The 22,000-nt window shown below is 64.1% G+C and carries 16 protein-coding genes; 8 read left to right on the plus strand and 8 right to left on the minus strand.

The features are described from left to right. Positions 1 to 109: 109 nt before the first annotated feature. Positions 110 to 1,528 (minus strand): TadE/TadG family type IV pilus assembly protein, encoded by a 1,419-nt coding sequence (locus AC1DZP_RS02975; protein ID WP_477300076.1) that lies wholly within the window; start codon positions 1,526 to 1,528, stop codon positions 110 to 112. 330 nt (positions 1,529 to 1,858) lie between these two features. Further along, on the minus strand, positions 1,859 to 2,728 hold the full coding sequence (locus AC1DZP_RS02980; protein ID WP_477300077.1) for a transglutaminase-like domain-containing protein: 870 nt from the start codon (positions 2,726 to 2,728) through the stop codon (positions 1,859 to 1,861). A 166-nt stretch (positions 2,729 to 2,894) separates the two neighbouring features. Here AC1DZP_RS02980 and AC1DZP_RS02985 point away from each other — a divergent pair, with 166 nt between their 5' ends. Then, positions 2,895 to 3,566 (plus strand): HAD-IA family hydrolase, encoded by a 672-nt coding sequence (locus AC1DZP_RS02985; protein ID WP_477284688.1) that lies wholly within the window; start codon positions 2,895 to 2,897, stop codon positions 3,564 to 3,566. A 98-nt stretch (positions 3,567 to 3,664) separates the two neighbouring features. On the opposite strand, the gene AC1DZP_RS02990 is transcribed toward AC1DZP_RS02985, so the two are convergent. Then, the gene (locus AC1DZP_RS02990; protein WP_477300078.1) at positions 3,665 to 3,886 is read right to left on the minus strand and encodes a DUF1674 domain-containing protein; all 222 of its coding nucleotides are present in this window, start codon (positions 3,884 to 3,886) and stop codon (positions 3,665 to 3,667) included. Between the two features lie 105 nt (positions 3,887 to 3,991). Here AC1DZP_RS02990 and htpX point away from each other — a divergent pair, with 105 nt between their 5' ends. The 3 genes from htpX (at position 3,992) to AC1DZP_RS03005 (ending at position 8,268) form a co-directional block, all read left to right on the plus strand. Further along, entirely contained in the window at positions 3,992 to 5,011 is a 1,020-nt protein-coding gene (htpX, locus tag AC1DZP_RS02995) for a zinc metalloprotease HtpX (RefSeq protein ID WP_477300079.1), read from the plus strand. Then, entirely contained in the window at positions 5,008 to 6,396 is a 1,389-nt protein-coding gene (locus AC1DZP_RS03000) for an RsmB/NOP family class I SAM-dependent RNA methyltransferase (RefSeq protein ID WP_477300080.1), read from the plus strand. Before htpX ends, AC1DZP_RS03000 begins: the two co-directional genes overlap by 4 nt. Before the next feature lie 147 nt (positions 6,397 to 6,543). Further along, positions 6,544 to 8,268 (plus strand): heparinase II/III family protein, encoded by a 1,725-nt coding sequence (locus tag AC1DZP_RS03005; RefSeq protein WP_477300081.1) that lies wholly within the window; start codon positions 6,544 to 6,546, stop codon positions 8,266 to 8,268. Between the two features lie 27 nt (positions 8,269 to 8,295). Here AC1DZP_RS03005 and AC1DZP_RS03010 read toward each other — a convergent pair whose 3' ends face one another. Next, the gene (locus tag AC1DZP_RS03010) at positions 8,296 to 8,604 is read right to left on the minus strand and encodes a putative quinol monooxygenase (protein ID WP_477300082.1); all 309 of its coding nucleotides are present in this window, start codon (positions 8,602 to 8,604) and stop codon (positions 8,296 to 8,298) included. Positions 8,605 to 8,753: 149 nt separating this feature from the next. Here AC1DZP_RS03010 and purH point away from each other — a divergent pair, with 149 nt between their 5' ends. After that, positions 8,754 to 10,370, plus strand: a complete 1,617-nt coding sequence (gene purH / locus AC1DZP_RS03015; RefSeq protein ID WP_477300083.1) for a bifunctional phosphoribosylaminoimidazolecarboxamide formyltransferase/IMP cyclohydrolase — start codon at positions 8,754 to 8,756, stop codon at positions 10,368 to 10,370. A 152-nt stretch (positions 10,371 to 10,522) separates the two neighbouring features. Here purH and AC1DZP_RS03020 read toward each other — a convergent pair whose 3' ends face one another. Further along, positions 10,523 to 11,899 (minus strand): MFS transporter, encoded by a 1,377-nt coding sequence (locus AC1DZP_RS03020; protein WP_477300084.1) that lies wholly within the window; start codon positions 11,897 to 11,899, stop codon positions 10,523 to 10,525. Between the two features lie 281 nt (positions 11,900 to 12,180). After that, positions 12,181 to 16,971, minus strand: coding sequence for an NAD-glutamate dehydrogenase (locus tag AC1DZP_RS03025; RefSeq protein ID WP_477300085.1), 4,791 nt, complete (start codon positions 16,969 to 16,971; stop codon positions 12,181 to 12,183). A gap of 136 nt (positions 16,972 to 17,107) precedes the next feature. Between AC1DZP_RS03025 and AC1DZP_RS03030 the strand changes: the two genes are divergently transcribed. Together AC1DZP_RS03030 and AC1DZP_RS03035 are read left to right on the plus strand one after the other, a co-directional pair. After that, positions 17,108 to 17,671 (plus strand): peroxidase-related enzyme, encoded by a 564-nt coding sequence (locus tag AC1DZP_RS03030; RefSeq protein ID WP_477300086.1) that lies wholly within the window; start codon positions 17,108 to 17,110, stop codon positions 17,669 to 17,671. A gap of 130 nt (positions 17,672 to 17,801) precedes the next feature. Continuing rightward, the gene (locus tag AC1DZP_RS03035) at positions 17,802 to 18,125 is read left to right on the plus strand and encodes a YciI family protein (RefSeq protein ID WP_095084148.1); all 324 of its coding nucleotides are present in this window, start codon (positions 17,802 to 17,804) and stop codon (positions 18,123 to 18,125) included. Between the two features lie 97 nt (positions 18,126 to 18,222). On the opposite strand, the gene AC1DZP_RS03040 is transcribed toward AC1DZP_RS03035, so the two are convergent. Then, on the minus strand, positions 18,223 to 18,837 hold the full coding sequence (locus AC1DZP_RS03040) for a LysE family translocator (RefSeq protein WP_095084416.1): 615 nt from the start codon (positions 18,835 to 18,837) through the stop codon (positions 18,223 to 18,225). A 482-nt stretch (positions 18,838 to 19,319) separates the two neighbouring features. On the opposite strand from AC1DZP_RS03040, the gene AC1DZP_RS03045 reads away from it, so the two are divergent. Beyond that, on the plus strand, positions 19,320 to 19,946 hold the full coding sequence (locus AC1DZP_RS03045) for a DUF1062 domain-containing protein (protein ID WP_477300087.1): 627 nt from the start codon (positions 19,320 to 19,322) through the stop codon (positions 19,944 to 19,946). A 65-nt stretch (positions 19,947 to 20,011) separates the two neighbouring features. Here the strand turns inward: AC1DZP_RS03045 and typA are convergent, their stop codons facing one another. After that, positions 20,012 to 21,841: a translational GTPase TypA gene (gene typA, locus AC1DZP_RS03050; protein ID WP_477300088.1), complete on the minus strand. Its 1,830-nt coding sequence runs from the start codon at positions 21,839 to 21,841 to the stop codon at positions 20,012 to 20,014. Positions 21,842 to 22,000 lie beyond the last annotated feature (159 nt).

A 22,000-nucleotide genomic window follows, 5' to 3' on the forward strand; every position in this document is an offset into this window, starting at 1 on the left:
CCATTGGCCGCGCCACGGACGGAAACACGGAAGGCCGCCGGCTTCGAGAGAAGCGGCGGCCTTTTCCTTTTGGACCAATAACCTGCGGAACTGTCCGCTGCTCAAAGGCTCATTTGGTGACGGTGATCTTCTCGATGTTCTGGACGATGTCGTCGAACGCCTGCTTCAATTCCGCCCCTGTGGCCGCCTCGTAATAGTGCTTCAGCGAAGACGTGTCCGCCGTGGAGCAGTCCCGGAGCACGCTTTTTGCCTGGTCCCGTTCGGTCGCCGTCATGGTTGGATCGTTCAGATCGAAGCCGATCGTGAAGATCTCGATGCCGACGCGCTTCATCTCGTCGCAGATGCCTTCGGCATTGTCGCGCGACATCTGGCCGGCATTCTGTGATTTTGGCGCGCCGCGCTCGCCAGCGAAGGCTGTGTTGAACTGGCCGTCCGTCATCAGGATGGCGACCTTGGCGACTTTCCTCTTGTCGAAATTGGCGGGACCCGCACCGAGCCCGGCATTGACGATGGTCGAGCGCCAAGAGGGTGAAAGCATGTAATAGCCCCACTGCGCGGCGATACCGCCGGCGGTCACGCCAGCCGCGCTGAAATCATCGATCGTGTCGAGCAGCTTGTCTTCGTCGGCCGACAGCGGGATGAGTTCCGGCGTAGGGCAGGTTCTCATGTGATCGTCCCGATTGATTTTGGCCAGGTACTCCTTGCCGTTGCTGTCCCACCGCGACGTGGAAGGTCCGTCTGACGAAGTGTCGGCATAGCCATCCTTGTCCTTGCGTTCGGTGGCGCATTTGTCGGGCACTGGTATCACCGACACCGAAACCGGAGCATCCAAGGGTGGCGGCAGGTCCGGCCCGCCCTTCTCCTCGACGAAGACACTGCCAGCAAGACCGCCTGTGTTCACAGCTTCGGCGTAGGGAACAATCGCCACACGCACACGCGGATTTCTCGGATCGATGTTGTTGTCCAGCAGATCCTTGACAGCCCCGGAAGCGGCAATCTGCAGGTCGCCGATCTTGTTGGTCTTGGCCCAAATGTTCGGCCCCATCGACCCGGTCACATCGAGCATCATCGCCACTTCGATGGTCTTGTCCGAATAGAGCGCCGTTGTGGAAGCGGCGACGCGCTTTATGTCGCCCATGTTGAACATCGGGAAATACAGGGCGACATCGACATGGGCGTCCACCTGGACGGTCTTGGCGGTCCTGCTGACAATCAGCCCGTCGAGCACGATCTGGTCGGCCTGTAGTATGCCTGCCTGGCCGTTGGCATCGAGAAAGGCCTGCACCGATTTGTTGGCATCGGCTTCCCTGATGACGCCGGTCGTCAGGTCGCGCGCCGTCGACGTGACTGCGGCGTCGACCACGCCCTGCAGGCTCGATCTGGCATTGTAGAGCTGGGTTACGTTGACGGAAAAACCAACAGCCAGCGCCAAGACCGAGGCGGTCAGGCCGAACAGGACTGCGAAATTTCCACCGCAATGTCTGGCGAAGACGCCAGCCGTGTGAACAAGACCCCCGAAATTCCGCATCCTGCAGCCTCCACTCGCCTCGGCCTCGTCGCCGCAGGAAGGGCAATGCAGGATTCCGGCCGGGTGACGCCGGAACGGGCGGAAGGCCAACCGCTCGCCAACAACTTGTTGTTTTTGTTTGAGTTCGAGCTGCGCAAAGGTGAATGATTGGTAAACAGAAAAACACTTTTTCGGGTTCGTTTACCAGGCGCTTGCCATGATCAAGCCAAGGGATCACGCAATGCCCGATGACGTCCTGTTGCGGCACAGGGCTTCTGTGCCGAAGCGGACCAGCTGTTAGAAATCGCAGGGCGTCAAACTTGCCGGATCACATGCCCGGCTACCGGGAGATCAGGCCAGCATCTGCGCGCTGACCGTCCGGTCGATGCCGTGATAGGGCGGGTTGAACAGATTGCCTTCCTGTTCGTAGGTCCACACCTTGAACAGGGTGAGCCGATGCGGGCCGAAGCTGTGCAGCAGCGGGACGTCGGTGGCGTCGCGGCCGCGCGCGATGACGACGCGGCCGACCCTCGGCGTGTTGTGGCGAGGATCGAACGCGTACCATTTGCCGTCGAGGAACACTTCCATCCACGCCGAGAAATCCATCGGCGCCGGATCGGCGGGCACGCCGATGTCGCCGAGATAGCCGTTCACATAGCGCGCCGGAATGTTCATGCAGCGGCAGAGAGTTATCGCCAGATGAGCGAAGTCGCGGCAGACGCCGACGCGCTCCTCATGCGCCTGTGCCGCGGTGCGGGTCGAACGCGCGTAGCCGTAGCCGAACGATAGGCGGTTGTGGACATAGTCGACGATCGCTTGCACCCGCGCCCAACCCGAGGGGACATGGCCGAAAAGCTGCCACGCCAGGCCGCTGAGGTGATCGGTCTCGCAATAGCGGCTGCCGAGGAGATAACCGAGCACCTCGTCGGGCAGTTCCGCCACCGGCACTTCCCTGGCCAGTGTGTTGACCGCATCGGTCTCGCCACTGTCCTCGACGACCGCATCATAAAGGATGCGAAAACCGCCGGCGGGCGCGGTGAAGCGGCGGCAGCCATTGCCATAGAGATCGTGGTAGAGCCTGGTCGACACCGCAGGCGATGTCAGCACCCGTGTCTGCCGTTTGATGTCGGCCTGCCTGTCCTTGTGGATCTCGAGCAGTGAAATCACCGGGGTGGCCGCGGTGCACTCGATAGCGATTTCGTAGCCGAGCCGGATCAGCATCGCAGTCCCCTTCGATCGTCGTGGAAAACAGTTTTGCTCAAACGCGAGAGGACGGACTGTGGTTCCCTGGGACTATCGAAAAGGTGGCCCTCGCGCCTTCCCATACCGACGCCGCGACGTTAGGTTCGGCGACCGCCATAAGCGCTCCCCCAATTCAAGGAAAACCATGTTCGCAGGCAAGAAATTCGCGGCCTTCCTCTTCGATATGGATGGCACGCTGCTCAATTCGACCGCGGCCGCGGAACGCGTCTGGAGCAACTGGGCGATGGGGCACGGCCTCGACGTGGCGACTTTCCTGCCAACGATGCATGGCAGGCGGGCCATCGAGACCGTCCGCCGGCTGGCACTTCCCGGGGTCGACCCACAGCACGAGGCGAACGAGATTACACGGGCCGAAATCGCCGATGTCGAAGGGGTCAATGCCATCGCCGGCGCCGCTGCATTCCTGGGTGCGCTGCCGCCGGATCGCTGGGCCATCGTAACATCATCGCCGCTCGCGCTTGCGCTGGTGCGGATCGAAGCGGCGGGCATCCCGCGTCCGGCGACAATGGTCACGGCGGAAGACGTGGTTCACGGCAAGCCTGCTCCCGACTGCTTCCTGTTGGCGGCCGAACGGCTTGGCTTCGACGCCCACGACTGCGTGGTTTTCGAGGACGCGACGCCGGGCATCCAGGCGGGCGAGGCGGCCGGCGCCACGGTGGTGGTGATCACCGCGACGCATCAGCACAAGATGGAGACGCCGCACGAAACCATTTTTGACTACAGCAACCTGACGGCGGTCACCGACGCCCAGGGCCAGCTTGGTCTGGAGCAGATACGAAGCGCGGCGGCTTCCTAAAGCGCGTCGCGTTGAGACCGATTCAAGCAACGCGCTTTAGGCCTTCTTGTTGTGCATGTCGTTATCGCAAAACCGAGGCCACTTTTGCGCGACATGCATTAGAAATCGCTGGTCAGGCCCTTGACCTCCCAGTCGCCGTAGCGGCCGGGTTCCTTGCCGCCACGGCCGCCGATTTCCTTCGGCGTCGCGGCTTCCTTCTCCAGATATTTCGCGCGCCTTGCTTCGGCTTCCGCGAGCGCACGGCTAGCCTCCGGCGTCAGCGCCTTTGGCTGGAGGTCATGGCCAAGGTCGGCATCGGTTTTACTGGTCTCGTCGTTCATGCGATATTTCCGGCGGATTGAAACAGGGGCAAGCCTTTCCCATCATATAGCGATGAGTTCTCAGGGATCGACCCCTTTTCACCGCAGCCGGGACAGGAGCAGACGATGAACACACTTCGCACCGCCATGCTTCTTGCCGCGATGACGGCGCTGTTCATGGGCGTTGGCTTTCTGATCGGCGGATCGGGCGGCATGATGATCGCGCTGGTCATTGCCGCCGGCACCAATCTGTTCAGCTACTGGAACGCCGACAAGATGGTGCTGTCGATGAACCGCGCCGTTGAAGTCGACGAAAAGAACGCGCCCGAATACTACGCCATCGTTCAGTCACTGGCCCAACAGGCCGGCCTGCCGATGCCGAAGGCCTACCTGATCGACAATCCGCAGCCGAACGCCTTCGCCACAGGTCGCAACCCGCAGAATGCGGCCGTCGCCGCCTCCACCGGCCTGCTGCAGCGGCTGAGCCATGAAGAAGTCGCTGCAGTGATGGCGCATGAACTCGCCCATGTGCAGCACCGCGACACGCTGACCATGACCATCGTCGCCACCTTTGCCGGCGCCATCTCGATGCTTGGCAATTTCGCCTTCTTCCTTGGCGGCAATCGCGACAACAATCCGTTCGGCTTTGTCGGCGTGCTGGCGGCGATGATCGTAGCGCCCTTTGCGGCGATGATCGTGCAGATGGCGGTCAGCCGCACCCGCGAATACGAGGCCGATCGGCGCGGTGCCGAAATCTGTGGACACCCGCTCTGGCTGGCGTCCGCCCTTGACAAGATCGCTCGCGGCGCCGAACGCATTCCCAACCCCGATGCCGAGCGCAATCCGGCAATGGCGCATCTCTTCATCATCAATCCTCTTTCCGGCGAGCGCATGGACAGTCTGTTTTCCACCCACCCGAGCACCGAAAACCGCATCGCCGCCTTGCAGGCGATGGCGCGCCAGATGGAAGGCAGCGACACTCGGGTCGCACCACGCCAGGCCCCGGCCCCCCGGCAGCCGGACGAACAGCCGCCGTCAGGCCCATGGGGCCAGGCAGCGCGACCTGAACAGCCGGCGGAATCGGCTGAACCGAAGCCCAATCCATGGGGGCGCAACCCGACCGGGCCCAAAGGCCGGTGGTCGTGAGCGTGGCGGGCAGAGGACCTCGACGCACAGTTTCAGGCGATCAGGAACACAAGGATGGCGGCGACTTCGTTGCCGGTCTCGCCGCCCGCAAGGCGGCGGCGCGCCTGCTTGCCGCCGTCATCGACGCCAGGACGCCGCTCGACGGGCTCACCGACCATGAGAACGGCCATCCGCAGTACAGAGCGCTCGACCTGCGCGATCGCGGCCTGGTGCGTGCCATCCTGGTCACCGCACTGCGCTATCGCATGACCATCACCGGGTTGCTGGCGCGCCGCCTGGAAAAGCCACTGCCGCCCAACGCCACCGCGCTGTCGCACATATTGCATGTGGCGGCGGCACAGATCCTGTTCCTCGACATTCCCGACAGCGCCGCCGTCGACCTGGCGGTGACCCACGCCAAATCAGATCCGCGCACGGTGCGCTTTTCCGGCCTGGTCAACGGCGTGCTGCGCACGCTCGCGCGCGCCAAGGAAACGGAGTTGCCTGCCGCCCTTGCCGCCACCGACGAAGCGCCCAAATGGTTCTCCGACCGGCTGAAGGCTGCCTACGGCAATGAAAAGGCCAGACAGATTCTCGCCGCGCATCGACACGAAGCGCCGGTCGATTTCTCGGTCAAGGCCGATCCCGAACTGTGGGCCGAGCGGCTCGGCGGCATCGTCCTGCCGACCGGCACAATTCGGGTGGAAAAGCTTGCCGGGCCCGTCACCGAATTGCCCGGCTTTGCCGACGGCGCCTGGTGGGTCCAGGACGCCGCCGCCAGCCTGCCGGCGCGGCTGTTCGGTGATGTCAGAGGGCTTCGCGTCGCCGATCTCTGCGCCGCTCCCGGCGGCAAGACCGCGCAGCTCGTTCTCGCCGGCGCCAAGGTCACCGCCGTCGACACATCGAAGAACCGGTTGGTGCGGCTGACGCAAAATCTCGACCGCCTCGGCCTGTCCGCCGACATCGTCCAGGCCGACCTCACCAAATACGAGCCGAAGGAATTGTTCGACGCCGTGCTCCTCGACGCGCCCTGCTCGTCGACCGGCACGGTGCGGCGACATCCCGACGTGCCATGGACCAAGACGGCGGCCGATGTCGAAAAGCTCGCCGATTTGCAGCGCAGGCTGCTCGCCCGCGCCGTGACGCTGGTAAAACCCGGCGGCAGGATCGTCTTTTCCAACTGTTCGCTCGACCCGCTTGAGGGCGAGGACCTCTATCGCGCCTTTCTGGCAGGGACGGCTGAAATAGCCGACGATCCGCTGCAGCAAGGCGAGATCGCCGGCATCGATCCGTTCCTGACACCGCAAGGCACATTGCGCACCACGCCCGCCGATCTGGACCTCGGCGCGCCGGAACGCTCGGGCCTCGACGGCTTCTTCGCCGCCCGCATGCGCAGAGCCGGCTAAATATTTAACCGCCTGGATTTGCTGACTTTTTTAGGGAGAGTCGCGGGCGGGACCGGGTGAGCCGGCGCCGTCCGATGGAATTCGCCTTCGCACGAGTCGTGCAATCATGTAAACTTGTGCCGGGGTAGAAGACGATCAGGAGGGGTTTTGGCACTTGCTGCCAGCAGCACGACGCGTCTGTGGACGCTTGTCGCGAAGGAGTTCTGGCGCAAGACGCGCCGGCGCTTGCGTGCCGGGCCGATCTATCGTTGGCGCTATTCCGGCCGCACGCCCGAACGTGTGCTGATCGCACCGCCGGACCTGCGTCTGGCCGACCCGCAGATCGCGCTTGAGATCTACTACGGCCGTTATCCCCTGTCGGGTCATCTGGTCGAGACCGGCGGCAAATCGCCCTTCCAGATCAACGTGCCCAACCATGGCTGGCAAAAGACGCTGCACGGCTTTCGCTGGCTGCGCCACATGCGCGCCGCCGGCACCGAGCTCGCCGCCGCCAACGCCCGCGCGCTGGTCTCCGACTGGATCACCATCCATGGCAGCCATATTTCCGGCATCGCCTGGGAGCCCGGCACGACGGCCAAGCGCATCATCGCATGGCTGCAGCATTCCTCTGTCGTGCTGCAGGGCGCCGAATTCCCCTTCTACCGCGCCTTCCTGAAGACACTTGCCGTCCAGATCCGCTACCTCAGGTCGATGGCGCGCGAAATGCCGGATGGCAAGGACAGGCTGCGCGCCCGGATCGCGCTGGCCTTCGCCGCCCTGTCCTTGCCGGCGCCGGCATCGGCGCTGCGCGGCGCCACCCGCAACCTCGCCGCGGAGCTCGACCGCCAGATCCTTGCCGATGGCGGTCACATTTCGCGCAATCCGATGGTCGTCCTGGAAATCCTCGCCGACCTTTTGCCGCTGCGCCAGACCTATGCCAACCAGGCCGAAACGCCGCCGCAGGCCCTCATCGGCGCCATCGACCGCATGCTGCCGGCGCTGCGCTTCTTCCGTCATCAGGACGGCAGCCTCGCCCGCTTCAACGGCATGGGCGCCACCATCCACGATCGCATCGCCACCATCCTGCGTCACGACGACACCGCCGGCTCGCCGCTGCTGCATGCGCCGCATTCCGGCTATGAGCGCCTGTCGATGGGCGGCGTCACCGTCATCGCCGACACCGGGCTGCCGCCGCCGGTCGACGTGTCCAATGCCGCGCACGCCGGCTGCCTCGCCTTCGAACTGTCGTCCGGCCGCCAGCATTACATCGTCAACGCCGGCATCGACACCTATGGCGTCGCCGAGTTCAGGCCGCTGGCGCGCGCCACCGCAGCGCACTCGACCGCCACCATCAACGATACCTCGTCGGCACGCTTCAGCCATTCGTTGCGTGTCAACGACCTGCTCGGTTCGCCATTGATCGGCGGGCCGCAGCAGGTGCAGTGCAAGCGCACCGATCAGAAAGGAATTCAAGGCTTCATCGCCCGCCATGACGGCTATGTCCCGCGCTTCGGCTTCTTGCATGAGCGCGAGCTGAAACTGTCGCAGAACGGCAACGTGCTGGCCGGCAGGGACCGCTTTCTGCGGCCCGGCAATGCGGCGATCCGCAACAATGGCCGCGACTTCGTCACCATCCGCTTCCACGTCCATCCCGACGTCAACCTGCTGCAGGACGAACACGATCGGCTGGTCCTGGCCGGCGATCAGGCCGACACCTGGGTGTTCACCTCCAGCGAAGTGGTGCCGGAGGTCGAGGAATCGATCTATTTCGCCGGTCTTGGCGGCCCGCGTCGCAGCCGCCAGATCGTGCTTGCCTTCAAAGCCTCGGACGTCGCCGAAGTCCACTGGCAGCTGACGCGCACCAGCATCGCCGGCTATCCCGAGAACAACTGATCTGGCGCGCGAAAACAGTCGGCTCGCTCAAGCCTGTTGCGAGATACCGAAGGCGTCATAGGTGCTGAGCGATGGCGGGCCGGCGAAGGCGAAGCGGATCTTGTCGACCATCGCCGCCGCTTGGCCGCTGCGGTCATAGCGCTCTGCGTCCTCGACGGTGTTCCATATGGTGATTGCCATGAATGTGTCTCGCGCTTGATGCTGCTGCAGCAGCACTGCGCTGATATTGCCGTTTGCGGCGCGGATAGCGGGGATCGCCTCGGTTTCATAGATCGCCCGCAATTGCTCCGTCATTTCCGGCAACGCTGTGAACTGGCCAATACGGACAAATGCCATCAGTTTCCTCCATTGACGAGAAGAGGAGCCTATATCCGCGCCCGGCAAATTGCATATGAAACCGTCGAATGAAGCGCGACGCTTGATTTCCGGGCCTCATGTGCTACGGCGCGGGCACCCACCACACCAGCCGTGAAAGGCCGCCGCCCATGGCCGTCGCCGCCAAGAACATTCCAGCACCTGACCTCGTTCCGGTGCGTCGCGCCCTGCTCTCCGTCTTCGACAAGACCGGGCTGATCGATTTCGCCAGGGCGCTGGCGGCTGCCGGCGTCGAACTGGTCTCGACCGGCGGCACGGCAAAGGCGATCGCCGAGGCGGGCCTGGCAGTGCGTGACGTCTCCGAGCTCACCGGCTTTCCCGAGATCATGGATGGCCGCGTCAAGACCTTGCATCCCAGCGTGCATGGCGCGCTGCTTGGTGTGCGCGACGACCCCGAGCACTCGGCTGCGATGAGCAAATACGGCATCGAGCCGATCGATCTCGTCGTCTCCAATCTCTATCCGTTCGAGGAGGTCCGCCGCTCCGGCGCCGACTATGCCGCGATTGTCGAGAACATCGACATTGGCGGCCCGGCGATGATCCGCGCCTCGGCCAAGAACCATGCCTATGTCGCCATCGTCACCGACCCCGGCGACTACGCCTCGGTGCTGAACGCGCTGGAGATGAACATCGGCTCGCTGTCGCTGGATTTCCGCAAGAAGCTGGCGGCCAAGGCCTTTGCCCGCACCGCCACCTATGACGCGGCGATCTCCGGCTGGTTCGCCGAGGCGCTGGAGATCGAGCATCCCATGTGGCGCGCCTTCGGCGGCCGGCTGGTCGAGGTGATGCGCTACGGCGAGAACCCGCACCAGAGCGCCGGCTTCTACGTCAATGGCGACAAGCGGCCTGGCGTCGCCACGGCGCGCCAGTTGCAGGGCAAGCAGCTCTCCTACAACAACATCAACGACACCGACGCCGCCTTCGAACTGGCCGGCGAATTCGATCCGAACCGCTCCGCTGCCGTCGCCATCATCAAGCACGCCAACCCGTGCGGCGTCGCCGAGGGCGCGTCGCTGAAGGCAGCCTATGCCAAGGCGCTCGCCTGCGATCCGGTCTCGGCCTTCGGCGGCATCGTCGCCATGAATCGCACCCTCGACGCCGAGGCCGCCGAGGAGATCGTGAAAACCTTCACTGAGGTGATCATCGCGCCCGACGCGACCCACGAGGCAGCCGCAATCGTCGCGGCGAAAAAGAACCTGCGCCTGCTGGTCACCGGCGGCCTGCCGGACCCGCGCACCCCAGGCACGACGGTCAAATCCGTCGCCGGTGGCATCCTCGTCCAGGGCAGGGACAATGCCGTGGTCGACGACCTCGAGCTGAAAGTGGTGACCAAGCGCGCACCGACAGCGGCCGAAATGGCCGACCTGAAATTCGCCTTCCGCATCGCCAAGCACGTCAAGTCCAACGCCATCGTCTACGCCAGGGACGGCGCCACCGTCGGCATCGGCGCCGGCCAGATGAGCCGGGTCGATTCCTCGCGCATTGCCGCGCGCAAGGCGCTCGACGCGGCCGAGGCGGCGGGCCTTGCCGAACCGCTGACCAAGGGCTCGGTTGTCGCCTCCGACGCGTTCTTCCCCTTCGCCGACGGATTGCTGTCGGCGATCGAAGCCGGCGCCACCGCCGTCATCCAGCCCGGCGGCTCGATGCGCGACGACGACGTCATCGCCGCCGCCGACGCGCACGGCATCGCCATGGTGTTTACCGGCGTGAGACACTTCCGGCACTAGCTGCCGGCAGAGAGATGCTTGAGAATTCGCTCCGCTGAGTCGGATGGCGTGGTTTTCGAGAACCGGAGCGGAGCGGACATTCAAGTCCGTGAGCACCGGAAGCGCAGAAAACCGCGCCAGCCGGCCGGCGGAGTAGAATTATCGAACGTCTCTCATTCCACCGGCTGGTCCGCCGGATAGGGCGTCCTGATCAGGATCGCCATGCCGATGCCCAGGAACAGGATGATCACCGCCATGCCGAGCCGCGCCGAGCCGCTGACGGCGGTGATGGTTGCCACCAGGAACGGCGCCAGGAAGCTGGTTGCCCGCCCGGCCAGCGCATAGATGCCGAAATAGCGGCCGGATTCCGCCGCCGTGACGCTGCGCGCCATGTAGGAGCGCGACGATGCCTGGACCGGCCCGAAGGCCAGGCCGATCAACAGGCCGTACAGGATGTAGGCCTTTTCAGCCGCGGTGCCGAACAGGCCGCCCGAATCGACCGTCGAGAGCTGTATCAGGCCGAGCAGCGTGAAGCCCGGACCGGTCGAGACGACGCCAACGGTGGCGATGGACAGCATGACCAGCGCAATCATCACCACCACCTTGGAACCGAGCGCGCTGTCGAGGCGCGCCGCAACCCAGCAGCCCAGGATGGCGACGACATTGAGGATGATGCCGAACATGCCGATCTCGGTGATCGACCAGTGGAACATCGCCGCCGCGAAGGTGCCGCCCAGCGCCAGCAGCGCGTTGACGCCGTCCTGGTAGATCATGCGGGCGACGAGGAAGCGGAAGATGCCGCCACGCTGGCGCACCTCGGCCAGCGTCGATTTCAGCTCTGAAAGGCCTTCGCGCACCGCCGGCCCGATCGGGATGCCCTTGATGGCATCCGGCGTGAAGAAGAACATCGGCAGGATGAACAGGAAGTACCAGCCGGCCGACAGCGGCCCGGTGGCGCGCGCGTCCTCGCCGAGTTTCGGGTCGAGGCCGAACAGCGGGTCGAGGCCGATGATTGTCTTGCCGGTCTCGGGCGAGCCGGCCATGCAGGTGACGACGAAGATCAGCGCGATCATGCCGCCGAGATAGCCGAGGCCCCAGGCGATGTTGGAGATGCGGCCGATTTCGCTTTTCGGCACCAGGCGCGGCATCATCGAATCGTTGAACACGGTCGAGAATTCCGCCGCCACCGAGGCCAGCGAGAACAGCGCCACGATGAGGAACAGATTGGATCCGGGGGCCGCGAACCACAGCAAGCAAAGGCTGGTGATCTTGATCGCGGCGAAGAACGCGATCCATGGCTTGCGCGGTCCGGTCTGGTCGGCGATCGAGCCGAGGATTGGCGACAGCACGGCGATGATCAGCCCGGCCGCGGCAATGCCATAGCCCCAGACCGCCTGGCCGGTATTGGGATCGCTCGCCATGCGCGAAACGAAATAGGGGCCGAAGATGAAGGTGGTGACGACAGTGAAGAACGGCTGCGCCGCCCAGTCGAAGAACATCCATCCCCAGATGCCGCGCCCGGACGCACGCTGCACGGTTACCTCGGTCATGTCCCCTCCTCAGCGTCTGCTCCACGCGTCGCGCGCCATGTCTGCATGTTTTTTCGTGATGGTGCAAACGAACAAGCATGGCGCCGCCCCTCATTGCCCTGCCGGGCATTTCTCCCCGTATAGTGACGGGAGAAAGACGCGGTCATCGACGTTTCGCCAACGGTCAGCGTTGTAGTAAGGCGCCGACGATCGCGACAGGCTCCCTTCTCCCCGTGACAATACGGGGAGAAGGTGGCGGCAGCCGGATGAGGGGCAGCACCAGCCTTGTGAAGCGAATGGGTTCACATCCCCGTCAGATCGCTCATCAGCCCCGACGCGACCGACAGCCGCGACACGGTGATGTCGCCGCCTTCGGTGAGCGCCTGAAGCCGCTCGCGGATGCGCGCCACCCGCTCGCCGCCGGCTTCCAGCCAGGCCACCACCGGATCCGCGGCCTTGGCATGACCGGTGAGTGCTGCCACCGCAATGCCGCGCCGTGCTGCCCCGATCGTGTCGGTGGCGCGCGACAGCGCCAGCTGATCGTAGTAGTCCGAGGGCGTGATCGAACGCGCCGCGTCCTCGACACGCGGGATACGGAAGGCATCGCTGACCGCGAAGAACGCCTTGGCCGCGGCAACGATGTCGGCGCCGGCCGTGCGCGCCGTCAGCGCGATGTCGGGGATGAGCTCCGCCACCTCGTTCAGCGCCAATTGCCCAGCCAGCTTTTCCGGCGCGCCACTCTTGAACAGCCCGTGCCGCTTCTCCTCGATACGCTCGCGCGAGAAGGCCGGCAGCAGCGAAACGAGCTTGGGTTCCAGTGCCTTGCGCGCTTCCATGAGTTCGCCAATGCGCTGACCAAGTGGTGCGGTGCCGGCATCATTCTTGAGGTACCAGCCGCTGGTCACGTAGATCAGCCGGCTGACCGCCTGGTAGAGATCAAGCTGCACCTGGCCGTCGATCAGATTGTCGAGCGCGTCGATCTCGCGATAGAGCGCCGGCAAGGCAAAACCGTCGCGCACCACAGCAAAGGTGCGCACCACGTCGGCCGCGGTGCGGCCGGTCGCTTCCTGCAACCGGTTGACGAAGGACGGGCCGCCGCGATTGACCAGGTCGTTGGCGACGACCCGGGCAATGATCTCGCGGCGCAACCTGTGGTCGTTGATCTCGGCTGCGTATTTCTTCGCCATCCGGTCCGGGAAATAGCCCATCAAGTCGCGATCGAAATGCACGTCGTCCGGCACGTCGCTGGCGACGATATCGGAAAACAGCACGATCTTGGCATAGGCCAGCAACACGCCGAGCTCGGCCCTGGTCAGCGGCTCGCCGCGTGCTTCGCGCTCGGTGAGCGCCGCCGGCGACGGCAGCGTCTCGACGGCGCGGTCGAGCAGGCCGCGTCCCTCCAGCGCCGTCATGAAGCGGCTTTGATGCGCGATGTCGGCGAGGCCGCGCTTGCGGGCGATCGAAAGCGCCAGCGTCTGCTCGTAATTGTTGGACAGCACCAGTCCGCCAACCTCCCCGGTCATTTCGGCCAGCAGCTTGTTGCGCGCCGGGCGCGTCAACGATCCCTTGCGCATGGCCGAAGCCAGCGCAATCTTGATATTGACCTCGACGTCGGAGCAGTTGACGCCGCCCGAATTGTCGATGGCGTCCGAGTTGCAGCGGCCGCCATTCATGCCGAACTCGATGCGGGCCCGCTGCGTCACGCCGAGATTGGCTCCCTCGCCGATCACCTTGGCGCGCACGTCGAGCGCGGTGATGCGGACGGCATCGTTGGCGCGGTCGCCGACCTCGGCGTTGGTTTCGCTGGATGCCCTCAGATACGTGCCGATGCCGCCGAACCAGAGCAGATCGACCGGCGCCTTGAGGATGGTGCCCATGATCTCGACCGGCGTGGCGGTCGTCTTGGCCAGACCGATCGCCGCCGCCGCTGCCGCCGGCAAGGTGATCGACTTCTGGTTGCGCGACACGATGATGCCGCCTTCCGACAGCTTGGTCTTGTCGTAGTCCTGCCAGCTCGAACGCGGCAGGGCGAACATGCGCTCGCGCTCGGCCATCGACGCCGCCATGTCGGGATCGGGATCGATGAAGATGTCGCGGTGGTCGAAGGCGGCGATCAGCCTGGTCTTCGGCGACAAAAGCATGCCGTTGCCGAACACGTCGCCCGACATATCGCCGACACCGACGACGGTGAAGGGCGAGGTCTGGATGTCGCGGTTCATCTCGCGGAAATGCCGCTTGACCGCCTCCCAGGCGCCCTTGGCCGTGATGCCCATCTTCTTGTGGTCGTAGCCGGCCGAACCGCCGCTGGCGAAGGCGTCGTCGAGCCAGAAGCCATGCTTCTCGCTGATGGCGTTCGCCGTGTCGGAGAAGGTCGCCGTGCCCTTGTCGGCGGCAACGACGAAATATGGATCGTCCGGGTCGCGGCGCACGACGCCGGCCGGCGGGATGACGCCGTCGAGGCCGATATTGTCGGTGATCGACAGCAGGCTGGAGACAAAGTTCTTGTAGGCCGAAGTGCCGGCCTCGAAGATCGCATCGCGGCTGCCGCCCGCCGGCAGGCGCTTGGGGAAAAAGCCGCCCTTGGCGCCAACCGGCACGATGACGGCGTTCTTGACTTGCTGCGCCTTGACCAGGCCGAGCACCTCGGTGCGGTAGTCCTGGGCGCGGTCCGACCAGCGCAGACCGCCACGCGCCACTGGGCCGAAGCGCAGATGCAGCCCCTCGACCTCGGAACCGTAGACGAAGATCTCCCGCCACGGCCGCGGCGCCGGCAAGCCGTCGACCGCATGCGAATCGAGTTTGATCGCCAGCGACTGGCCTTTCTCTTTCGTATCGGCAACGAAATGATTGGTGCGCAGCGAGGCTTCGATCAGGTTGAGATAGCGGCGGATGATGGTGTCGTCGTCGATGTTCGGCACATCTTCCAGCGCATCCTTGATCTTGGCCTTGAGGTGCTTTGCCGCCACCACGCCCTCGGCCTCGGCCGTCGGGCCAAGCCGGGCGATGAACAGGGCGTGCAGGCCGCGCGCGATATCGGGATAGCGGTTGAGCGCGGCGGCGATGAAGTCCTGGCTTTGCGGAATGCCGACCTGCTGCAGATAGCGGCCATAGGCGCGCAGGATGGTGATCTCGCCCGACCACAGGCCTGCGGTCTGGGCAAGGCCGTTATAGCCGTCATTGTCGACGTCGCCGCGCCAGACGGACAGGAATGCGTCCTCGAACAGCGCGCCGCCATCGGCAAGGTCGATCGGCTTGCCGTAGCTGTTCTCCAGCTCCATGTCGTGGATGAAGACCATGCCGGACTGGTCGTCGCCGACCTCGAAGGTGCGCTCGCTGATGACCCGGAAGCCGATGTTTTCCAGCACCGGCACGCGCCGTGACAGCGCCACCGGGCTGCCGTGGTGATAGATCTTCAGCGACGCCTGATGCGGCTTCTGCTCGGCATTGCGATAATAGTCGATGGCGATCGGATTGCTGCCGCTGATCTTGGCGATGCGCCCGGCATCGGCAAGCGCCACCGCCGCGCTGAACGTATCGCGGTAGCTTTCCGGCAGCCGAGCGGCGATGCTCTTCAAAGCCTGGTTGCCGCCATTGGCGTCCGCTGCATCGGAAAGGGCATCCTCCCAGGTGCGCACGATGTCACGGATCGCCGCCTCGATCGCCGCTTGCTCGACCTTCGGCGTCTTGCCGCCGGAGCGGCCGATGATGAAATGCACGCGCGCCAGCCCACCTTCGGGGAAGGCCGGGTAATGGGCCGACAGCCGGCCTTCGAAGACGGTCTTGAGATAGCTGCCGATCTTCTCGCGCACGACGCTGTCGTAGCGGTCGCGCGGCACGAAGACGAGGATCGAGACGAAGCGATCGAACTGGTCGACACGCACCAGCGCCCGGACCCGCGGCCGCTCGACCAAGCCGAGAATGGCTGCGGCGTGCTTCCTCAGGATCGGCACCGGCACCTGGAACAACTCGTCGCGCGGATAGCTCTCCAGCACATTGATCAGCGCCTTGCCGGAGTGATCGTGCCGGTCGAAGCCGGACTTGGCGATGATGGTTTCGGCCTTCGACCGCAGATACGGGATCTTCATCACGGAGCGCGTGTAGGCGGTCGAGGTGAACAGGCCGACGATGCGCAATTCGCCCGCCAGCGTGCCCTTGGACGTGTAGGTCTTGACGCCGATGTAGTCGAGATAGATGCGGCGGTGCACCGAAGACTTGGCATTGGCCTTGGTGACGATCAGCGGCTCCGGCCCGTGCAGGAAAGCGCGGATTTCCGGCGTTGTCGTCACGGCTTCCGTGCCGCGCCTCAGCACCAGCACGTCGGGATCGGACAGGATACCGAGACCGGGCTTGTCGGCGCGCTCCAGCGTGCCGCTTTCCTCGCCGCCGGTGTATTTGAACTCGCGCATGCCGAGGAAGGTGAAATTGTCGTCGCGCAGCCACTCCAGGAAGGCGATCGCCTCGGCAACGCTCTTCTTGTCGAGCGGCACCGCCGAATAGCGGAACTCCGAAATCGCCTGGTCGAGGCGGGCCAGCATCGGCCGCCAGTCGTGGACCGCGGCGTGCACCTGGCCGAGCATCTTGCGCAGCCGCTCGGTCAATCCGGCCGCCTGCTCGGCGGTCAGCCGCGGGATATGGACATGGATGACGCTCAGCCGGTCGTGGCTGCCGTCGTCCTTGGCGAAATTGCCGTCGCCGAGGATTTCTTCCACACCGCCTTTGCCGCGGCGAACGGTGATGACCGGGTGGGTGACCAAGGTCGGTTCGCCGGCGCTTTCGGTGATCTCGCCGAGGATGGAATCGAACAGGAACGGCATGTTGTCGTTGACGACCGTGATCACCGTCACCGGGCGGCCCTGGCGGACGACGCCTGAATCGGCATCGACGGCGACGACGCACTCACTCTTCTTGTGGCCGGCGACCGCCTTGCCAGCAAGATCGGCGGCGCGTTCGAGGTCGGCCACCTCATAGGCGGCGATGTCTTCGGCCGGCGCGCGGGCGAGCAGGTAGTCGGCAAGCCTGGTTGGTCTTTCCTCCGTCCTTGCTGCTGCGGTGGCCTTTTTCTTCGACTTCGCTGCGGATTTCACGCCGGCCATGATGCCATTCCTCCCGTCGCATGCTTTTGTGACTATGGTAGCAGATGAGCGCTGTTTGGCGACAAAGGTTTGACGGCTTGCCAAGAATTATCGGAATTCGGCGACAGGACACCGCCCAACGAGGAGAAGCCACCCCATGACCGGCAAAATCACCGCGCTTGACCTCGCTTCGGGAGAACTGAGCGAGGCGACAAAAGCCTATTTCGCCAAATGCGAGGAGAAGCTCGGGCTCGTCCCCAACGTGCTGCGCGCCTATGCCTTCGACGACAAGAAGCTGCGCGCCTTCACCGACATGTACAACGACCTGATGCTGGGCGAGTCCGGCCTGTCGAAACTGGAACGCGAGATGATCGCGGTTGCCGTCTCCTCGATCAACCATTGCTATTATTGCCTGACCGCGCATGGCGCGGCGGTGCGACAGTTGTCCGGCGACCCGACGCTCGGCGAGATGATGGTGATGAACTTCCGCGCCGCCGAGCTTTCGCCGAGGCAGACCGCAATGCTCGAATTCGCCGTCAAGCTGACGGAAGAGCCGGCTAAGATCGTCGAGGCTGATCGAGCCGCACTGCGCAAGGCCGGCTTCACCGATCGCGACATCTGGGACATCGCCTCGACCGCTTCGTTCTTCAACATGTCGAACCGCGTGGCGGCGGCAATCGACATGCGGCCGAACGACGAATACCACGCCATGGCGAGGTAAGCTGCTGGAGCCAGCCGCGCCCTACATTAGCCCTTTCGCATTCTCGTTGCATGTTCGCCGCTTTGGTCCGATGATCGCCAGGCGGCGTGACCGCATGCCGGTTCGATGCCGCTGATCAAGGGAGGAGAACATGGCGAAGTTTCTCTACGTCTATCACGGCTCGGGCAAGATGCCGACCGAGGAGGCCGAACGGCAGGCGGCAATGGACGCCTGGACGCACTGGTACGGCAAGCTCGGCTCGGCCGTGGTCGACGGCGGCAATCCGGTCGGCATGTCGAAGATGGTGCTGCCCGGCGGCAAGGTCGAGAACAATGGCGGCAGCAATCCAACCGCCGGCTATACGATCGTTGAAGCAAAAGACATCGACGATGCCGTCGGCAAGGCCAAGGATTGTCCTATCCTGATGGACCCGGCTTTCAGCGTCGAGATCGCGCCGATCATTGAAGTGATGTGACGCGGCGTTTTAAGCGTGATCCTCCTAACCGAGGGTCTGCGAAGCAGAAAACGTTCCCGCTTTTCGCTGACGCAGTCCTTCGGTTCGGATTCATGCCCTATCGCCGCGCCGCGATCGCCGCGGCAGCGCCGGCCATCGTGGTGGCGCTGACGCGGTTGGCGATCTTCATGGCGCGCTTGCTTTTCAACAGCTTGCGCGCCTGCGAGGCGGCGAGCACCCAGGCGAGATTGATGACGATGAGGACCACCGCCATGGTCGCCGTCAATTCGACCCAGCCGAGGATGCTCACCGACGCGAGGTCGATGATGGTCGGCAGCAGCGCCAGGTAGAACATCATGATCTTGGGATTGCCGAGCGTCACCGCCATGCCGGCGAAGAACAGTTTTGCGGGCGAATCCTCGCGCGGCATCTCGCCCTCTTTGGCGTCGACCGGCGCGGTCCACATCTTGAAGGCGAGATAAGCGAGATAGGCGACGCCGATCCATTTCACGACGACGAAGGCGAAGTGAAAACTCTGCGCCACGACAGCCAGCCCGAACACCGCCAACGACAGCCAGATGCCCTCGCCAATCCACATGGCGAGCAGGAACGGGAACACGTCACGATACCCTTTCGAGATGACCCGCGCGACGAGCGCCGCGATCGACGGGCCCGGCGAACCGGCGGCAACGAACAAGGCGGCGGCGAAGATCAGCAGCGAAGTGAGGTGCATGGTCAGGATCTCTGCTTGAGGTTCGATCCGCCACACTAACCCGACAGCTGTAACGCTGGCAAAGGCAAGATAATCGCTGGAGCTTCTCCCTTCTCCTCCATCCCTTACGGGGAGAAGGTGCCGGCAGGCGGATGAACGGTAGCACCAACGTGAGATAATCAGGTGCCTTGCACCTCTGGCATCTCGCAACTAGAAGGGCCGCCGCGAAACAATTTCGAGCGTTCACTTTGCCTCAGTAACCGCCGGTCTCGTCAACTCCCCCGACACACTGCATGGCGCCGCATTCGCGGTGCCTGTTTTCAATTCATGTGTTCCTCTGGGCGGCGGTTCGAGACCGGTTTGGCACTGCTGAACCGCTGTCGCGCGCTTTCCGCCCGTGACACCTGATTTCCGATCGCCACAGCCTGCCGCCACGCCGCGCCCGCATGGGCATCTCGACATTGCCGACCTGATGAACTTCCCGACGGGAAGAGCTTATCGGCATGTCTGTACTCCTGCGTATCCGCTGGGCGATCGCGCCCAAGACCGCACCTCGACCACTCATCAACTGCAATCGCTGCGGCACCGTGAAGGCCTATCGCTGCAGCGAAAAATTCCGCGTCAACGCCAACGGCAAGCGCATCGACGTCTGGCTGATCTACCGTTGCATCGACTGCGACAATTCCTGGAATTTCGGCATATTGGAGCGCTGCAACCGCCGCGACATCGAACCGGCGCGGCTGGCAGCGCTCGAAAGCAATGATCCGTCACTCGCCCGGCGCCATGCTTTCGACGTCATCGCGCTGCGCAGCCGGGTGGGACGCGTCGAGGAATTTCCCGACGTCGTCGTCCGCAAACAAATGCTCGGCTCCCCTCAAGAGGCCGCAACCATGTTGGAACTCCTGCTCGGGCTCGAAATGCCGACATCGCTGCGGCTTGACCGGCTGCTCGCTAACGAACTCGGCCTCTCGCGATCGCGGCTTCAGACGTTGGAAGAAAGGCGATTGCTGGTCGTGGACCCCGACGGCGCCAAAGCCCTGCGCAGGCCGGCTCGCGCGGGGACCACGATCCGGATCGACCTTGCCGGCGAAGCCGACCGGGAGAACATCATCTCGGCCGCTGGCGGGTGAATGAAGAGAGGGGCGAAGCACTGTTGTACTCCGCCCCTCTCAGCTGTGAGAAAGAGAAAGTGAGATTACGCCGCGCCGACTGCCTTGGCTGACTTCTCGAAACGCTTGCGCTCGTTCGGGTCGAGATAGAGCTTGCGCAGGCGGATGGTCTTCGGCGTCACCTCGACCAGCTCGTCGTCCTGGATCCAGGCCAGTGCGCGTTCCAGCGTCATGCGGATCGGCGGGGTGAGCTTGACCGCCTCGTCCTTGCCTGCGGCGCGGATGTTGGTCAGCTTCTTGCCCTTCAGCACGTTCACTTCGAGATCGTTGTCGCGGCTATGGATGCCGATGATCATGCCCTGATAGACCTTGACGCCGGGATCAATGACCATCGGGCCGCGGTCTTCCAGATTCCACATGGCATAGGCCACCGCCTCGCCCTGCTCGTTGGAGATCAGCACGCCATTGGTGCGGCCCGGCAACTCGCCCTTGTAGGGCTCGTAGGCATGGAACAGCCGGTTCATCACGGCGGTGCCGCGCGTGTCGGTCAGCAGTTCCGACTGATAGCCGATCAGGCCACGCGTCGGCGCGTGGAAGACGATGCGCTGGCGGTTGCCGCCTGACGGGCGCAGCTCGACCATCTCGGCCTTGCGCTCCGACATCTTCTGCACGACGATGCCGGCATGCTCCTCGTCGACGTCGATGACGACTTCCTCGACCGGCTCCAGCAATTCGCCGTTCTCGCCCTTCTGCATGACGACGCGCGGACGCGACACGGCGATTTCGAAGCCTTCGCGGCGCATCGTCTCGATCAGCACGGCCAGCTGCAATTCGCCGCGTCCGGAGACGAAGAACGAATCCTTGTCCGGCGATTCTTCGATCTTCAGCGCGACATTGCCTTCGGCCTCGCGCAGCAGGCGGTCGCGGATGACGCGGCTGGTCACCTTGTCGCCTTCGGTGCCGGCCAGCGGGCTGTCGTTGACGAGGAAGGACATGGTCACGGTCGGCGGATCGATCGGCTGCGCATGCAGCGGCTCGGTCACGGACGGGTCGCAGAACGTATCGGCGACGGTGCCCTTCGACAGGCCGGCGATGGCGACGATATCACCCGCCTGGGCTTCTTCGATCGGCTGGCGCTCGAGGCCGCGGAAGGCGAGGATCTTGGAAATACGGCCGGTCTCGACCAGCGTGCCGTCATGGTGCAGCACCTTGACCGGCTGATTGGACTTCAGCGTGCCGCTCTCGATGCGGCCGGTGATGATGCGGCCAAGGAACGGATTGGCCTCCAGGATGGTGCCGATCATGCGGAACGGGCCGGGATGAACGGTCGGCGTCGGCACGTGCTTGATGACGAGATCGAACAGCGGTGCCAGGCCCTGGTCCTTGGGGCCTTCCGGATTTTCCGAAACCCAGCCATCGCGGCCTGAACCGTAAAGAATCGGGAAATCGAGCTGCTCGTCGGTGGCGTCGAGCGCCGCGAACAGGTCGAACACCTCGTTGACCACCTCAACATGGCGGGCATCCGGACGGTCGATCTTGTTGATGACGACGATCGGCTTCAGGCCAACCTTGAGCGCCTTGCCGACGACGAATTTGGTCTGCGGCATCGGCCCTTCGGCGGCGTCGACCAGCACGATGGCCGAATCCACCATCGACAGGATGCGCTCGACCTCTCCGCCAAAGTCGGCGTGGCCAGGGGTGTCGACGATGTTGATGCGGGTGTCCTTCCAGTCGACCGAGGTCGCCTTGGCCAGGATGGTGATACCGCGTTCCTTTTCGAGGTCGTTGGAATCCATGGCGCGCTCGGCGACGCGCTGATTGTCGCGGAAGGAGCCGGATTGCCGGAGCAACTGGTCGACGAGGGTGGTTTTTCCATGGTCGACGTGCGCGATGATCGCGATATTACGGATTTTCATGTTCTGGTCTCGGAAGCGTTGTGGGCAGCAGGCCAAAAGGCGCTGCCTCTTTCGGTTGCGCGGCTCATACAGGGTTTTTCGCAGTTGCGAAAGAGGCGGCGCGACACCAAATACTCATCAAATCTTAAGCATCTGCGTGTGAAATGATTTTGTTAACCA

It is taken from the genome of Mesorhizobium sp. P2_F8, from assembly GCF_056403655.1.

Excerpts from the sequence above, each read along its gene's own strand:
- htpX (WP_477300079.1), top strand. The coding sequence starts at position 3,992 with ATGAACACACTTCGCACCGCCATGCTTCTTGCCGCGATGACGGCGCTG.
- AC1DZP_RS02975 (WP_477300076.1), bottom strand. The coding sequence starts at position 1,528 with ATGCGGAATTTCGGGGGTCTTGTTCACACGGCTGGCGTCTTCGCCAGA.
- AC1DZP_RS03025 (WP_477300085.1), bottom strand. The coding sequence starts at position 16,971 with ATGGCCGGCGTGAAATCCGCAGCGAAGTCGAAGAAAAAGGCCACCGCA.
- AC1DZP_RS03045 (WP_477300087.1), top strand. The coding sequence starts at position 19,320 with ATGTCTGTACTCCTGCGTATCCGCTGGGCGATCGCGCCCAAGACCGCA.
- AC1DZP_RS02990 (WP_477300078.1), bottom strand. The coding sequence starts at position 3,886 with ATGAACGACGAGACCAGTAAAACCGATGCCGACCTTGGCCATGACCTC.
- AC1DZP_RS03040 (WP_095084416.1), bottom strand. The coding sequence starts at position 18,837 with ATGCACCTCACTTCGCTGCTGATCTTCGCCGCCGCCTTGTTCGTTGCC.
- AC1DZP_RS03020 (WP_477300084.1), bottom strand. The coding sequence starts at position 11,899 with ATGACCGAGGTAACCGTGCAGCGTGCGTCCGGGCGCGGCATCTGGGGA.
- typA (WP_477300088.1), bottom strand. The coding sequence starts at position 21,841 with ATGAAAATCCGTAATATCGCGATCATCGCGCACGTCGACCATGGAAAA.
- AC1DZP_RS02980 (WP_477300077.1), bottom strand. The coding sequence starts at position 2,728 with ATGCTGATCCGGCTCGGCTACGAAATCGCTATCGAGTGCACCGCGGCC.
- AC1DZP_RS03030 (WP_477300086.1), top strand. The coding sequence starts at position 17,108 with ATGACCGGCAAAATCACCGCGCTTGACCTCGCTTCGGGAGAACTGAGC.
- AC1DZP_RS02985 (WP_477284688.1), top strand. The coding sequence starts at position 2,895 with ATGTTCGCAGGCAAGAAATTCGCGGCCTTCCTCTTCGATATGGATGGC.
- purH (WP_477300083.1), top strand. The coding sequence starts at position 8,754 with ATGGCCGTCGCCGCCAAGAACATTCCAGCACCTGACCTCGTTCCGGTG.
- AC1DZP_RS03035 (WP_095084148.1), top strand. The coding sequence starts at position 17,802 with ATGGCGAAGTTTCTCTACGTCTATCACGGCTCGGGCAAGATGCCGACC.
- AC1DZP_RS03010 (WP_477300082.1), bottom strand. The coding sequence starts at position 8,604 with ATGGCATTTGTCCGTATTGGCCAGTTCACAGCGTTGCCGGAAATGACG.